Genomic DNA, 15021 nt, shown 5'->3' with positions numbered 1-15021 from the left:
ACCAACACCAAAATCATCAATAGCCTATGAAAAAACTGATTACTTTAATCGCCGGGTTGCTGCTCGTCACCCTGCCGGTCGGACTGGCCGGTTGTGACGACAGCGACAAGGAGATCTACAACGATGGCCGGCTGGTCACCGATGTAGTTATTCCGACCTCGATGACCGTCTACCGCGGGATGGAGGTTTCCGTTTCCGGCTACGGCTTCGCCCAGGGCGACGCCATCGCGTTACGCGCCGGTGAGGATCTCCCGGCAGCGACCACGGTAGCATCGGAAAAACTGCTGACGTTCGTCATACCCGACGGCGCGGCAGACCAGACCGTCTATAAGGTCGTGCTCAACCGGGCACAGGACTACCAGGTGCTCGGATCGAGCAGGATGACCGTACAACTGGCCATCGACGTCGACCTGGGCAAGACCATCTCGGGCAACTGGGGCGGCGACGCCGTGATCCGCGGCCGCGGGTTCATGGCTACGGACAAACTCTTCCTGGAACAAGGGGGGGGGAAATTCGAAGCGCCGGTCAAGGGTGCTGACGATTCTTCGCTGACCTTCACCATTCCCCAGAACGCCGCCGACGGCGACTGTGAATTCACCCTGCAGCGCGGAGCAGAAGAGCAGGCACTGGGCTCCGCCAAACTCAACCTCTCCCTGGGCGGCGTCACCGTACCGGACAAGGAGGGCGCGACGATCAAGGGTATCGTCCACCTGGCAGGACAAGGCATCGCCGACGTCCTGGTCTCGGACGGAGACCTGATCACCAAGACCGACGCCAACGGTTTCTATTGGCTCAATTCCGAAAAACGCAACGAACTCGCCTTCGTCATCCTGCCTGCGGGCTATGACGTCCCCACCGTCAAGGCGATGCCCCAGTTCTGGCAGCCCTGCACGCTCGACGCAAACACCGTCGAACAACTCGACTTCCAGCTGCTCAGGGCCGACAACGACTCCCACACCATGCTCGTGGCCACGGACATGCACCTGGCCAACCGCAACTCCCCGAAAGATTACGTCCTGTTCGCCGACGGCTTCGTCAAGGAGCTGACATCGGCCTACAACTCCGCCGCACCCGGAAAGGTATACTGCCTCAACCTGGGCGACTTCTCGTGGGACGGCTACTGGTACGACAACAAGTGGGCGCTGCCCGAATGCAAGCAGAGCGTCGAGGACTTCAACTTCCAGATGTGGTCGGTGATGGGCAACCACGACAACGACCCCTATGTAGCCTCCGATTTCGGCGCCGAAGGCCCCTACCGCCAACACATGGGCCCGGTTTACTACGCCATGAACATCGGCCGGATACACTACATCATGCTCGACAACACCGAGTACCTCAACACGGGCGGCTCGCAGGGTACGGTCGGTTCGCACAATTACAACCGCCGCTTCGACGACCGGCAGCTGGCATGGCTCAAGGAGGAACTCACCCATGTCGACAAATCGACCCCGATCGTCGTGGGATGCCACTGTCCGCTTTACTCGTACAGCGGAAGCGGCGGCGTGAGCGTAGCGCTCCAGACCCAGGCCGACATCGACAAAATCCTGAGCTGCTTCGCCGGCTTCAGCAACGTGACTTTCCTCACGGGGCACACGCACGTGAACCGCAATATCCAGTCGCCGACCTATGCGAACGTCTACGAGCAGAATATCGCGGCGGTCTGCGGCACCTGGTGGTGGACGCAGCAGTACGGCAACAACAACGTCTGCACCGACGGTTCGCCCGCGGGTTACAAGATCTTCACGGTCGACGGAACCGACCTTAAATGGCAGTACAAAGCCACGGGGCTTCCCATCGAAAAGCAGTTCATCACCTACGACATGAACGAGGTCAAGGAGTACTGGGCCACCGACGCCACGGCACTCAAGGCCTTCGCCGCAGGCAACGACCTCCGAAACCGCGACAAGGATTATTCGACGGTGGGCGAAAATGCCGTCTACATCAACGTCTGGGCCTATGAGCCGGGCTGGACGGTTTCCGTGACGGAAAACGGAACGCCGCTCGCCGTGAAACAGGTCTGGAGCAAGAAAGACCCGCTGCACAGCATTTCGTACGACATCCCGCGCGGCGCGGTCAACAACGGCACGCTCACCTTCCCCTCGACCTCCTGCATGCATATGTTCGAGGTTACGGCCTCTTCGGCATCTTCCACGCTGGAGATCTCGGTTACCGACCGCTTCGGCAACGTCAGCACGGAGTCGATGACCCGGCCCAAGGCGCTCACGACCGACGTGACCAAATAACCCTCAAAAAACCTTAAGACAATGAAGCGTATAATGAACAAATGGTTGTGGTCGTTATTATGCGTCACGCTCCTGGGAGCCGCGGCGTGCAGCGACGACGACACCGAAGGGGATTCGGGGAACCCCATCCCCCCGGCACTCTCCACCGAAAACCTGCCCGATGCAGGGCTGAAGTTCCTCTATTCGGCACTGACCCCGCATACATTTACCATGAGCGTCGACGCGCCCTGGGAGATCACCAAGACCGCAGGCTGGTTCGTCGTCACCCCGAACAAGGGCGAGGCGGGCCAGAATATCCAGGTCACCGTCACCCCGACCCTGAACCAGGGCGAGGCGCGCGACGGCGAATTCACCATCCGCGCCAACAGCGGCAACAACCTCCATCCCTGCCTGACGCAGAAGAGCATCCCGCTTTCGCAGGACGCCTACCTGGCGGCCGGCATCGTGCTCACGGGGCTCGACGAACGCCTGCTGGCATTCGAAGCCGAAGATACGGATCCGGTGGTCTTCACCGTCGAGGCATCCTACGACTGGACGCTCACGGTGGAGAACGAGACCTGGCTGACGGTCGCCCCCAAGAGCGGCAAGGCCGGCTCTGCGGCCGAAGTCACCATCACGCCCAAGGCCAACACCACCGACGAACGCCGTGAGTCGAAGATAACGATCACGGCCGGCGACGCCGAATTCGGGGAGAACACCGCCGAGGAGATCATCGAGCTGGTTCAGGCGCCCTACATGCCCAAGGACACGCATACCGAGGGATACGTCTTCTTCAGCGACGACTTCCAGTGGATTCCCGACAACTGGGTGAGCCCCTACACCAAGTACGGCTGGCCGAGCGTGTCGATCGACGGCACGAACGGCAACGAGTTCGCCCTCTCGACCGACGGGATGAAAGAGGCCGTAGCGGCCAAGGGTTACATCTACACGCCCTCGGTATATGCCCGTTACGAAGGCCATGTCAAGCTGGGTAAGACCGCCAACATGGGCGCCATCACGATCCCCGCGCTCACGGGCATCGACGCCGGCAAGGCCGCGACGCTGCTCGTGCAGTTCGACGCAGCCGCCTATTCGTCGGCAGGCGGCACGGTGGACAACGGCGACGACCACATGGACGTCACGATCAAAGGGCCCGGCACGATCGGCGACCTGGTGGAAACCACCGCGCTGGTCGAGGTGAAGAACGTCTGGGAGTGGACGCGCTACTCGCTGATCGTCTACGGCGCTACGAACGAAACCCGCATCACCTTCGGCAGCGAGCGCGAAGTGAAATGCCGCCTCTACCTGGACAACATCACCGTGACGCGCGCCAAGGACGAGAACCCCGAAGCCCCGGCACCGGAGGCACTCGTCACCCCGTTAGACAAGGAGATCGTCAACACTTCCGATCCGAGTCTCTTCGATGCCAACAGCATGGTGGTCGCCGAAGGCGGCACGCTGACCTGCTCGGTGCGCGTCAACAAGGCCTGGACGGCAGAGACCGACTGCGACTGGCTGACGATCACCACCGTACGCTGCGGCGACGCAGACCCGTCGACGGTAACGGGCGCGAACAACGGCGCATCGCTCTCGAACGGCGTGGCGACCGTCAAGGCCACGGGGCTGCCCTACGTCACCACCAAGGTGGAAGTAGGCAGGAACTCCGGAGGCGAAAGCCGCACGGGCCATATCATCATCAAGTCGGAAGGCGCAGAGATCGAGAAGGTTGCCGTCACGCAGGCTTCCGGGGCACAGATCACCATCGAAGGGCTGACGGACAATACGCTGGAGCTCAGCGACAACCCCGCAGAATCGGGTGCCGAGGTGAAATTCACGGTCAACGCCCCCTATCCCTGGACGATCGCCCCATCGGGCGCTGCGGCATGGTACGAGGTGAGCCCCGGGCAGGGTGCCGCCAACACCGACGTGGAGGTAACGGTCAAGGCGCTTGAGCAGAACCTCTCGTTCCGCCGCTTCGGCGAGTTTACGATCACGGCGGCCGAGGGCGATGCAACCCTTACCGAGAAGATCGCGCTTTCGCAGCAGCCCGTATCGCCCGGAACGGTGAAATGGGACTTGGCGTCTCCCGTACAATGGTCGTTCTCGGAAGAGGATATGGGCAACTACGCCCAGGACTTCAAGGGCGGGCCCGACAGCCCGTACAACACGGTGCTGGCCCAATCGGGGCCGGGGTACCTATCCTATACACACACGGCACCGAGCGATCCCGACAAGAAATGCGAACGCATCGTCGGCAGTACGGGCCATCCGTACATCACGGGCGGCTGGCCGGGCGACTACTGGACGTTCGCCGTCCCGGTGACGAACCTCGACGCAGGCACCAAAGTCCGCTTCACGGCGATCACCCGCACCTCGGCCACCGGCCACAAATTCTGGCGGATGGAGTACAACGACGGCGGCACCTGGAAACCCGCCGCGGCATTGCAAACGACCACGGAAACGGGGGAAGAGGTCTCCTACACCCACGCCATGAAAGCCGACGGGAAGACCAACATCACGGTCGACGTGACGGTCACCTATGCCAATGCGATCTCCGGCGGCAACATCGAATTCCGGTTCGTCTGCGCGGCCAACTGGCAGGCCAGCGGCAAGGGCGCACTCACCAAGCCCAACGGCAGGACGATGCGCTGGGCCGGAGCCGGAACGGCCGACAGCCCGAGAATACAGATTGTTCCCTAAACCGACCTTGACGGCTGCGGCCGCCCGCAGGACGACCGCAGCCGTTCGACAGAAACCCGAATCAAAAAAATCAACAATATGAAGCTTAAAACATACATACGGAATGCTTTGGCAACCGCGGTAATGTTGCTGGTCGCTTCGGCCGCCTGGGCCCAGAGCCGCAACATCACGGGCATCGTGTTCGATACGGACGGCAAAAGCCCGCTCGTCGGGGCCACCGTCATCCTGAAGGGGAGTGCGACGGGTACGATTTCGAACGCAGACGGAACCTATACTATCCATGTCGGCAGCGACAACGACGTGCTGGTCTTCCAGTCGTTGGGTTATGACCCGCAGGAGGTCACGGTCGGAAGCCGCACCACGATCAACGTCACGCTGAAAGAATCGGCGCAGAAGATCGACGAAGTGGTCGTCACGGCACTCGGCCTGACCCGCTCGGAGAAATCGGTCGGCTATGCCGTTTCGAAAGTCTCGGGCGACGAACTCACCAAATCCATATCGAGCAACTGGGTGACGGGGCTCAACGGCAAGGTCGCCGGTATGTCGATGTCCTCGGCGGGCACCGGCCCCGGCGGTACGGTACGTGTGACGCTGCGCGGCGACACGTCGCTCAACTACGGCGCCAACGAAGCGCTGTTCGTCATCGACGGTATCCCGATGAGCAACGGCACGGTAGCCTCCGGTTCGGGCGCCAACTATGCCAACAGCAACGCCCCGGTGGACTTCGGTAACCCGATCTCCGACCTCAACCCCGACGACATCGAGAACGTCTCCGTCCTCAAGGGCCCCGCCGCAGCCGCGCTTTACGGTTCGATGGGCCAGAACGGCGTGGTGCTCATCACCACCAAGTCGGGCCGCGAACAGCGTGGTATCGGCGTTACCTACAACGGTTCGGTGACCTTCGAGACCGCAGGCTTCTGGCCCGAATTCCAGGAGGAATACGGCCCCTCGGCCGTCACCACGTCGCTCACCAACCGCGTCGCATCGGCATGGGGCCTTCCCGGCACGATGACCTACGACGGGCAGCCCGTCCGCCAGCAGATCTCGCGCTACACGTACGGCGAGCATTTCGACTCCAGCAAGCTGCGCTATCTCTACATGTCGAAGAACTGGGAAACCGGGGAGTTCACCCCCCTGCCGTGGGTATACGCCGACGACTGGTTCACCGGCCTCTTCGAAACGGGCGTTACGTGGAGCAACTCGGTGACCATCGACGGTTCGACGGGCAAGGGTACGAGCACGCGCTTCTCATTCACCGACCTGCGTAACGACTGGATCACGCCCAACTCGGGCTACGAACAGCAGACCTTCGCACTGGCCCTGAACCAGAAGATCAGCAAGGCCATCAAACTGGCGGCAAAGGTCAACTACATCCGCAAGAACAGCGACAACATGCCCATGTCGGGTTACAGCCAGGGTTCGCCCATGTACGGCCTGATCTGGGGCTACAACACCAACCCCATCTCGGCTTACCGCGACGAGTACATGCAGGGCCGTTATACCTATGCCAACTACCTGGCAGGCAGCGGCGAAGACAAATACAACACCACTTCGGGGCTTATCTACAACAGCCTCGAGGGCCACAACCCCTACCGCACACTGTACGAGGAGCTGAACAAACTGGATCGTGACCGTTTCTTCGGCAACGTGAGCATCGACTTCACGATCCTGCCCGAGCTGACCTTCACGCTGCGCGGCGGCTTCGATGCCAATATCGAATGGCGCTCGCAGCAGAAACCCTTCATGTCGCTCGACAACCGCTACGGCATGTACCGCGAGAAGACCATCCGCCGCTACGACTACAACTCGGACTTCCTGCTCAAGTACAACAAGCTGTGGGATCGCTTCGGCGTCACGGCGGCATTCGGCGGCAGCGTCCTGCGCAATAAATACTACTCGACCACCATCACCGCCTCGCAGCTGAGCAGCGAAGGCCCCGGCATGTATTCGTTCGCCAACGCCGCGGTAGCCCTCGACACGTCGCCCTACCGCAGCAACCGGCAGACCAACAGCCTTTACGGCTTTGTCAACCTGTCGTGGGACGACACCTACTTCCTCGACGTCACGGCCCGCAACGACTGGTCGTCGACGCTGGCTCCCTCCAACTGGAGCTATTTCTACCCGTCGGTATCGGCCAGTATCCTGCTCGACAAGGCGTTCAAGATCAACTCCCCTCATGTCAACATGATCAAGCTGCGCGGTTCGTGGGCACAGGTGGGTAACGACACTTCGGTCTTCTCGCTCTACGACGACTACTCGACCACGGACTATCCGGGCGGCGTCACGCTGCCTACGGCCAGCAACTACCCGTACATCCTCCCGGAAAAGACCAGCAGCTGGGAAGTCGGCCTGGAAACCAAGTTCCTGGGCAACCGGCTCAATGTCGACGTGGCGCTCTACAAGACCAGCACCCGCAACCAGATCATCAGCGCCGAAACGAGCGCCGAAACCGGCAGTACGTCCCGCAAGATGAACGCCGGCCTGATTACCAACAAGGGTGTCGAGGTCACGTTCCGCATGGTTCCCGTCCGCACGAAGGACATCAACTGGGAGATCAACGGCAACTGGTCGCTCAACAAGAACAAACTCAACGAGCTGCAGAACGGATGGGATCCCGCAACGCCGTTGCAGACCTCGACCTCGACGACCATCGGCAGCCGTATATTCGTCTACTCGTACGTGGGCAAGTCCATGCACCAGCTCTATTCGGCCAGCCACTACGAGTACGCGCCGGAGGGTTCGACCTACACGGACGAAAACGGTAACCAGGTCGACTGCTCGGGCATGCAGATCATCAACGCCAAGACCGGCTACCCGCTGCTGACCAAGGAGACCGACTCCAAGAAGTTCGAGCACCTGGGCAGCGTAATCCCCGACTGGAAGGCAGGCTTCGGCACGACGTTCCGCTACAAGAACCTCTCGCTGAGCGCGCAGTTCACGGCGCAGGTCGGCGGCGTAGCCTACTCGGTGACCAACTTCGCACTCTCGTACCAGGGCAAACTGAAGAACTCGCTCGCCGGACGTGACGACGGCCTGGTTCTGCAGGGCGTCAACGCCGTGGACAACGGCGACGGCACGGTTTCCTACCAGAAGAACACCGCCGTCACGGAGAACATCTACACCTACTACCAGTCCTACAAATGGGTGCGCGACAACGGCCGTGAAAACACGTTCAGCACCGACTTCCTCAAGTTCAAGGAGCTGCGCATCGACTACCAGCTGCCGAAGCACCTGATGGCCAAGACCCGTTTCCTGCAGGGCGCGTCGATCGGGTTCTTCGCCACCAACCTCTTCTGCATCACCGACTGGCCGCAGTTCGACCCCGAGGCGGCAGGTCTGGTCAACGGTACGAACATTTACCCCGGTATCGAAACCGTCACCTTCCCGATGACGCGTACCTACGGTATCAACATCAAACTTCAGTTCTAAAACTGCGAACGCCATGAAATACGCAAAATATATCCTGATACTCGCGCTGCTCGCCGCATCGGGCGCATGTACGAACGATTTCGAGGATTACAACACCAATCCGAACAAACAATCGGAAGGGTCGGTAGCCCCCATCGCGCTGCTCGAACCGCTGATTTACAGCTCCACGAACAGCTATTCGTCCTACATGCTGAGCATCGCCAACGAGATTTCGCAGGTCACCGTGGCCAAGTCGACACCGCGCCGCGAACACTGCTACAACCTTGCCGACGGCAATTTCAAGGCCATCTGGAACCTCGGGTACAAATGGGCCGGCAATGCCAAGCACATGTACGACCTGGCCGTGGCGCAGAACCAGCCCAACTTCCAGGCCATCGGCCTGACGCTGAAGGTCTATAACATGTCGATCCTCACCGACATGTTCGGTTCGATCGCCTACCGCGAGGCGCTCAAGGGCGGCGAGGGCATCAACACCCCGCATATCGACTCGCAGCAGGAGGTCTATACGGCCATGCTGGAGGAACTCGAGCTGGCCAACTCGCTCTACAACGCCAGCCTGGGGCTGGACGACCCCACCAAGGACGGCATCTACGGCGGCGACATCGCCAAGTGGCAGAAATTCACCAACACGCTGCGCCTGCGTCTGCTGATGCGCGTGAGCGGCCGTAACAACGCCTTCACCCCCACGGTCGGCGAGCAGATCAACCAGATCATCTCCAACCCGGGCAAATACCCCGTCTTCGAGTCGAACGACGACAACGCCACCGTGAAGTTCTCCGGCAGCGCGGAGTATTACAAGACCTATTTCAACTCCAGTTCGTTCCCCGACGACAAGAGCCTGTCGAGCGACCACCACATCGCCGCACAGCTGCTCGACCTGCTCTACGACGCTTCGGACGGCTTCGTCGACCCGCGCCTGCGCATCTGGATCAAGCCCCGCTACATCCAGTATCCCAGTGCGACCGAGCCCGACGTGATCCGCGAAATGATCGGCGCCGTCTCGGGCTGTACGATCAACTACAACGGCATCACCTCCATCAGCGAACGCGAACCCTACCTGCATTACGAAACGCTGGTGGGCGACACGCGCCCCAACCACATGCTCGACTACGACGAGCTGCTCTTCATCAAGGCCGAAGCAGCGATGAACGGCTGGATATCGGGCTCCGCCAAGGAGTATTACGAAGCGGCGATCACCGCGTCGTGCCAGAAATGGGGCGAATACGGCATTTACGCTTCCTACCCCGAACTCAACGCGTCGAACAAGATCGAACTCAAGACCGTAGCCATCACGCAGAAGAACATCGCCGCACTGCTGGCGAGCGACCAGGTAAAATGGAACAATACCCAGCAGCGCCTCGCCGAGCAGAAATGGCTCTCGCTGTTCTGGGTCATCGGCTTCCAGATGTACCACGAAATGCGCCGCACGGGGTATCCCGAGTGCAAGACCGGCATGGGAACGATCGAGCTGAACGCCACGGGCGGAAAGTTCATCGCCCGCTATCCCTATCCGTCGATCGCGATCGCCAACAACCGTGCAAACTATACGGCCGCATTCGAGGCACAGGGCGGTACCATCAACGACAACACCATGGTCTTCCCGATATGGTGGAGCGGCCAGGCCGTCGCCAAGGATGCCGGGCAGCCGTGGGAACACTCGTTCCGCAAGAATGTCATCGCCGAAGAGAACCTATAATCTAAAAACGAACGCACTATGAACGCGAAAAACATATTCCGCAACATGAGGGGCCTGGCCATGTCGGCGCTGCTCCTGATCCCGGCGGCCTTCGTCTCGTGCAGCGACGACGACACGGAGGGCGGCAGCCCCTACTTCCGGCTGGAGAATACCGTCGTATCGAGCAAGCTGGTGACCGCCTCCTCCGACCTGGGTTTCGACGCCGAGGCCATCATCGGCGACGCCACGCTCGAACTGATCCGTTACGACATCCGTTCGAACTGCAACTGGAGTGTCGAATGCAACTCCACGGACGGAGACTGGATCAAATTCTACCCCAAGACAGGCCAGGGCGACGGCAAGGTACGCTTCTGCCTGGAGGACAACGATGCCAACACCCCGCGTTCGGCGACGGTCGTATTCCGCTATGCGGACGGCAGGCAGACCGAAACGACCCTCGTCGTCAACCAGAGCGCCAACAAACCTTACATCAGGTTCGTCGTCAACAACATCGAGACGAACGAGATCGTAGCGGGACGCTATGCCGCCCATTACGACATCAAGGTCGCGTCGAACGTGACGCCGTTCTACGAACCCGAAAAAGCCGAATGGGCAACCTTCACCGAGACGGGCAACGGGACTTTCACGCTCGACATCGAGGAGTATCCCGAGCAGCCGGCATCCCTGAGCCGTGATTTCAGCATCGCCTTCAAGGGCAGCGGCCAGTACAAGGACATCAGAGCCGACCTGAACATCCTGCAGGACATCACGCCGCAGATCGAGATTACGAGCGAGGACATCGGCGACGACCTTGCACTGCCCCCGTTTCCGGCCTACCAGCCCAATGCATTCACCTTCAAGGTGAAATCCAACTGGGACTGGACGATTTCGGTTGCCGAGAACGCATGGATCGAGGTCACGCCCTCGGCCGGCGAAGCGGACAAGGAGTATGTCATGACGGTGAAAGCGACCAGCAACCTCTCGCTCGACGAACGCTCCGCTTCGTTCTCGATCATCTCGGACGAGGTGCTCGGCACCAAAGCCGTCAAGGAGATCTTCGTGACACAGGAAAGCCTGGCGGAAGGCGGGCCGCTGGAAGGTCTGGACGCTCCGGTAAAGTGGTTCTTCAACGGTGCATCGGGCACGGACTACACGGTTCCGAAAGAGCAGTTCGAGCAGAACAACAAGCTCATGGCCTCGTCGGGCGTAGGTTATATCTCCTACTTCCACACCTTCAACTCCGACGGCAGCCTGCACCCCAACAGCACGCGCATGATCGGCGGCACGGGACAACCCTACGTCACGGGAGCATGGAAGGGCGACTACTGGTTATTCGAAGTTCCGGTCAAGAACTTCAAGTCGGGAACGAAGGTTCGTTTTACGGGTCTCACACGTATCTCCGGCACCGGACAGAAGTACTGGAGCCTGCAATATATGGACGGTACGAGCTGGAAACCGGCGACCGACACGCAAACCGCAACCGTCAACGGGGAACAGATCACCTACACGCATCTGGTACCGACGGCCAACATGCAGATCGACGTGACGATGACCTTCGCACGCGGCATTAGCGACGGCAGCGTCAAGATCCGGTTCTATTGCGAAGCCAATACCACGGGCGGTACGGAACCCAACGGCGGTACGATCCGCTGGGCAAGTTCCGCCGATAACGGGTACAACGACAGTCCGGTCATTCAGGTTGTCGAATAACACCGGGCAATCTCCACAGGGTACAGGGAGGCCTTCTGGCCTCCCTGTCCTTTTATTCCGGCCCCGGGCGCCCATTGCCGAAGGCCGGGCCCATCAGGCCCAAGGTGAATCAGGCCCAAAGCGCATCCCCATCCGTCCATGCCGTGCGCGGCAACCCGGGGCATATCGGGCAGCAGGAAGGGATGCACGGAAACGGAAACGGGCACACGAGTTCAACGCGCACAGCGTACGGCGCTGGACACACGCGGTTCACGGTACGAGGCTCACCGTCTCTCAGCACACGGCGCACAGTCTACAATTCACAGCGCACAGTTCATGATTTGCAGTTCACGGCTCACGGGCGCAAACGATAGCGATACGCACCACCGGAAAAGCCGCAAAAAAGGGAGCCGTGCGAGGGCTCCCTTAAATGTCTGTATCAAAGTTCGTCAGTTGATGTTCCGCCGGTCGGGTTCGTGGTCGGGGGAAGCGGCTTCCATGTCGATCTGCAACTTGACCATGTTGATGGCCGTCGCAGCCGCTTCATCGCCCTTGTTGCCGTGGCGGCCGCCGCAGCGGTCGAGCGCCTGCTGCATGTCGTTGACGGTCAGCACACCGAATGCGATCGGCATGTTCCACTGGATCTGCAGCTGGGTGATACCCTGCGTCACGCCCTGGCAAATGAAATCGAAATGGCGCGTATCGCCCTGGATGACACACCCGAGCGCAATCACCGCGTCGACATCGGTATATTCGGCGAAAAACTGTGCGCCGAGCGCCAGTTCGAACGTCCCGGGGACATATTTGATCTGGATGTTCAGGTCGGGGCATCCGGCGGCACGCAACGTGCGCACGGCGCCTTCGAGAAGGGCTTCGGTGACCTCGCGGTTCCACTCGGCCACGACGATGCCGAACCGCATCTCGGCGGCCGAAGGCAGGGGTGAATCGAATTGGGAAAGGTTATGATTCTTGGTCGCCATAGTCCCCGGTTATTTTATGCTGCCGAGAAGTTTCTCCGCGTCGCGCGCGTCCATCGACGCAGGGTACGAAGTCAGGATCCGCTCGTAGTATGCGGCCGCTTTCGCGCCGTTGCCCTGAGCCTGCTCGGCCAGACCGGCTTTGCGGAGGTACATCGGAGCGGTGAGGTTGTTGTCGGCAGCCGCTACTGCTTTGTCGTAGAATTTCACGGCCTTGGCGTAGTCCTTTTGCTCGACGGCGATGTCACCCTGCAACCCGTAGTTCTGGGCGTTGATCAGCGCACCCGGGATACCCTTCACGGGCGAATACCTGGCCAGGAATTCGGCGGCATTCTCCAGGTCGCCGGCCTTCAGGTAGCAGATGCCGGCGTAGTGTTTGGCAAGATTGCCCGAAGGGGTCGAGCCGTACTTCTCGATCACTTCGAGGAAGCCAGCACCGTTGGCATCGCCTTCGAGTGCCAGCGCATAGTCCGCATTCTGATCCTCGAAACGGTACTGCGCCTCGGCGATCATCTCGGCGGCCTTCTCGGCACGCGGCGACACGACCAGTGCGCGGTAGCCGAAAACGAGGGCTGCGAGCACCAGCAAGCCGAGGAAAACATACGACAACATGCGGCCGTTCTTCTCGAAGAAAAACTCAGTTTTGTTCATTGCTTCGCCGAGGGTTTCCTGCTCGGCGACATGCTGTTTTGCCATAAAAATCTATCTTGTTTAGTTTATAATTCCGTACGTTAGGCAGCAAAGATACAAAACTATTCACAATGTACAATGCCGCATCCCGTTTTTTTGCAGCATCGGACAGATGCGGCACCGCATTGCCCAAATAAATTTGGCATTGCGCCCGGCTTGCACTATCTTTACAGAACACAGGCGGCGCCTTGGCAATGCCCAAATAAATTTGGCATTGCGCTCGGCTTGCACTATCTTTGAACCATGTATCTGAAGAAAATATCGCTGCTCAACTTCAAGAATATCGCACAGGAGGAACTCGCCCTGTGCCCCGGCATCAACTGCCTAGTGGGTGACAACGGGGCGGGCAAGACCAACATCATCGACGCGGTTTATTACCTTTCGATGTGCAAGTCGTCGCTGGCGATGACCGACGGGCAGAGCGTCCGCCACGGCGCGGATTTCTTCCTCGCCGAAGGACAGTACCTCACCGATGCGGGCAAGACGGAGAGCGTCGTGTGCTCGTTCTCGCGCAAGGGCGGCAAGGTGCTCAAACGCAACGGGAAGGAATACGAACGGCTGTCGGATCACGTGGGGCTGATTCCGGCCGTGATCGTGTCGCCGGCCGACAGTGCGCTCATCAGCGACGCCGCGGACGAACGCCGCCGCTACCTCAACGGCTTCATCTCGCAGCTCGACCGCACCTACCTGGCCGCCGTAATGCGTTACAACGGCGTGCTGGCCGAACGCAACCGCCTGCTCAAGAACATGCCCGACGAAACGATGCTCCGCATTTACGACATGCAACTCGTCGAGCAGGGCAACCGGATACACGCCCTGCGGCGGGAGTTCACGCAACGGCTGCAACCCGTCGTCGCGGACTATTACCGCACCCTCTCGGGCGACCGCGAGCAGGTCGAACTGCACTACAAGTCGGAGCTGAACGACCGGCCGTTCGACGAACTGCTCCTCGCGGCACGGCAGAAAGACCTCGCCAACGAATTCACCACGGCAGGCATCCACCGCGACGACCTGGTGCTGAAAATCGGCGGCTACCCCCTGCGCAAATACGGGTCGCAGGGGCAGCAGAAATCGTTCCTGATAGCCCTCAAACTGGCGCAATACACCATCGTCGCCCGGGAAAAGGGCGAAAAACCGATCCTGCTGCTGGACGACCTCTTCGACAAGCTCGACGCCGGGCGCGTGGAGCAGTTGATCCGCCTCGTGTCCGAAGATTCGTTCGGGCAGATCATGATTACCGACTGCAACCCCACACGGCTGCGTACGATCCTCGACAAGGCGGGCGGCGAATATGCGCTTTTCACGGTCGGGAACGGGGCGGTGACGCAGGGGAATGCAACGGCAACGGCTGCCGCGGCTGACCCGGACAAAGGATCGGCCGGGAACCAGCCCGGGAATGCGGCAACGGACAAGGCCGCGGAACCGGCGAAGGATAAGACACAGGGACAAACCGGGTCTGCGGCCGCGGAACGGACGGAAGGGCAAACCGGGGAATCGCCGGCGGGAGAACCCGCGCGGCCTTCGGAACCAGCCCCGGCACCGGAGCCTGCCGAAGAACCGGCAGCAGAACCCGACGGCAACGGGGCACGCCCCGGGGATGCAGCATCGGAAGGAGGACGGCCATGAGACGGACGAAGAC

At 60.5% G+C, this 15021-nt stretch carries 8 protein-coding genes; 6 read left to right on the top strand and 2 right to left on the bottom strand.

Going from position 1 to position 15021, the window contains the following annotated elements; translation table 11 throughout:
* Positions 1 to 26: 26 nt before the first annotated feature.
* The 5 genes from NQ559_RS08615 to NQ559_RS08595 all read left to right on the top strand — a co-directional run bounded on the left by NQ559_RS08615 (position 27) and on the right by NQ559_RS08595 (position 11736).
* Entirely contained in the window at positions 27 to 2243 is a 2217-nt protein-coding gene (locus tag NQ559_RS08615) for a calcineurin-like phosphoesterase C-terminal domain-containing protein (RefSeq protein ID WP_259802313.1), read from the top strand.
* Between the two features lie 21 nt (positions 2244 to 2264).
* A complete protein-coding gene (locus NQ559_RS08610; protein ID WP_018696143.1) occupies positions 2265 to 4922 on the top strand; it encodes a BACON domain-containing protein in 2658 nt (885 codons plus the stop codon).
* Between the two features lie 78 nt (positions 4923 to 5000).
* A complete protein-coding gene (locus NQ559_RS08605; protein WP_018696144.1) occupies positions 5001 to 8351 on the top strand; it encodes a SusC/RagA family TonB-linked outer membrane protein in 3351 nt (1116 codons plus the stop codon).
* A 13-nt stretch (positions 8352 to 8364) separates the two neighbouring features.
* Entirely contained in the window at positions 8365 to 10047 is a 1683-nt protein-coding gene (locus tag NQ559_RS08600) for a SusD/RagB family nutrient-binding outer membrane lipoprotein (protein ID WP_018696145.1), read from the top strand.
* An 18-nt stretch (positions 10048 to 10065) separates the two neighbouring features.
* Positions 10066 to 11736, top strand: coding sequence for a BACON domain-containing protein (locus tag NQ559_RS08595; protein WP_018696146.1), 1671 nt, complete (start codon positions 10066 to 10068; stop codon positions 11734 to 11736).
* A 428-nt stretch (positions 11737 to 12164) separates the two neighbouring features.
* Here NQ559_RS08595 and ribH read toward each other — a convergent pair whose 3' ends face one another.
* A complete protein-coding gene (gene ribH, locus NQ559_RS08590) occupies positions 12165 to 12695 on the bottom strand; it encodes a 6,7-dimethyl-8-ribityllumazine synthase (RefSeq protein WP_018696147.1) in 531 nt (176 codons plus the stop codon).
* Between the two features lie 9 nt (positions 12696 to 12704).
* Positions 12705 to 13388 carry a tetratricopeptide repeat protein gene (locus NQ559_RS08585; RefSeq protein ID WP_018696148.1) on the bottom strand — a complete coding sequence of 228 codons (684 nt, stop codon included), beginning with the start codon at positions 13386 to 13388 and terminating at the stop codon, positions 12705 to 12707.
* 237 nt (positions 13389 to 13625) lie between these two features.
* Here NQ559_RS08585 and recF point away from each other — a divergent pair, with 237 nt between their 5' ends.
* On the top strand, positions 13626 to 15008 hold the full coding sequence (recF, locus tag NQ559_RS08580; protein WP_018696149.1) for a DNA replication/repair protein RecF: 1383 nt from the start codon (positions 13626 to 13628) through the stop codon (positions 15006 to 15008).
* Positions 15009 to 15021 lie beyond the last annotated feature (13 nt).

This window comes from Alistipes onderdonkii (assembly GCF_025145285.1).
Classification (GTDB): Bacteria; Bacteroidota; Bacteroidia; order Bacteroidales; family Rikenellaceae; genus Alistipes; species Alistipes onderdonkii.
The sequence above is the reverse complement of the archived record's forward strand: the minus strand, read 5'-3'. Positions and strand labels throughout refer to the sequence as shown.

What these genes read in the sequence shown, in the direction of transcription:
- NQ559_RS08615 (WP_259802313.1), top strand. Translation starts at nt 27, where the DNA reads ATGAAAAAACTGATTACTTTAATCGCCGGGTTGCTGCTCGTCACCCTG.
- NQ559_RS08610 (WP_018696143.1), top strand. Translation starts at nt 2,265, where the DNA reads ATGAAGCGTATAATGAACAAATGGTTGTGGTCGTTATTATGCGTCACG.
- NQ559_RS08605 (WP_018696144.1), top strand. Translation starts at nt 5,001, where the DNA reads ATGAAGCTTAAAACATACATACGGAATGCTTTGGCAACCGCGGTAATG.
- NQ559_RS08600 (WP_018696145.1), top strand. Translation starts at nt 8,365, where the DNA reads ATGAAATACGCAAAATATATCCTGATACTCGCGCTGCTCGCCGCATCG.
- NQ559_RS08595 (WP_018696146.1), top strand. Translation starts at nt 10,066, where the DNA reads ATGAACGCGAAAAACATATTCCGCAACATGAGGGGCCTGGCCATGTCG.
- ribH (WP_018696147.1), bottom strand. Translation starts at nt 12,695, where the DNA reads ATGGCGACCAAGAATCATAACCTTTCCCAATTCGATTCACCCCTGCCT.
- NQ559_RS08585 (WP_018696148.1), bottom strand. Translation starts at nt 13,388, where the DNA reads ATGGCAAAACAGCATGTCGCCGAGCAGGAAACCCTCGGCGAAGCAATG.
- recF (WP_018696149.1), top strand. Translation starts at nt 13,626, where the DNA reads ATGTATCTGAAGAAAATATCGCTGCTCAACTTCAAGAATATCGCACAG.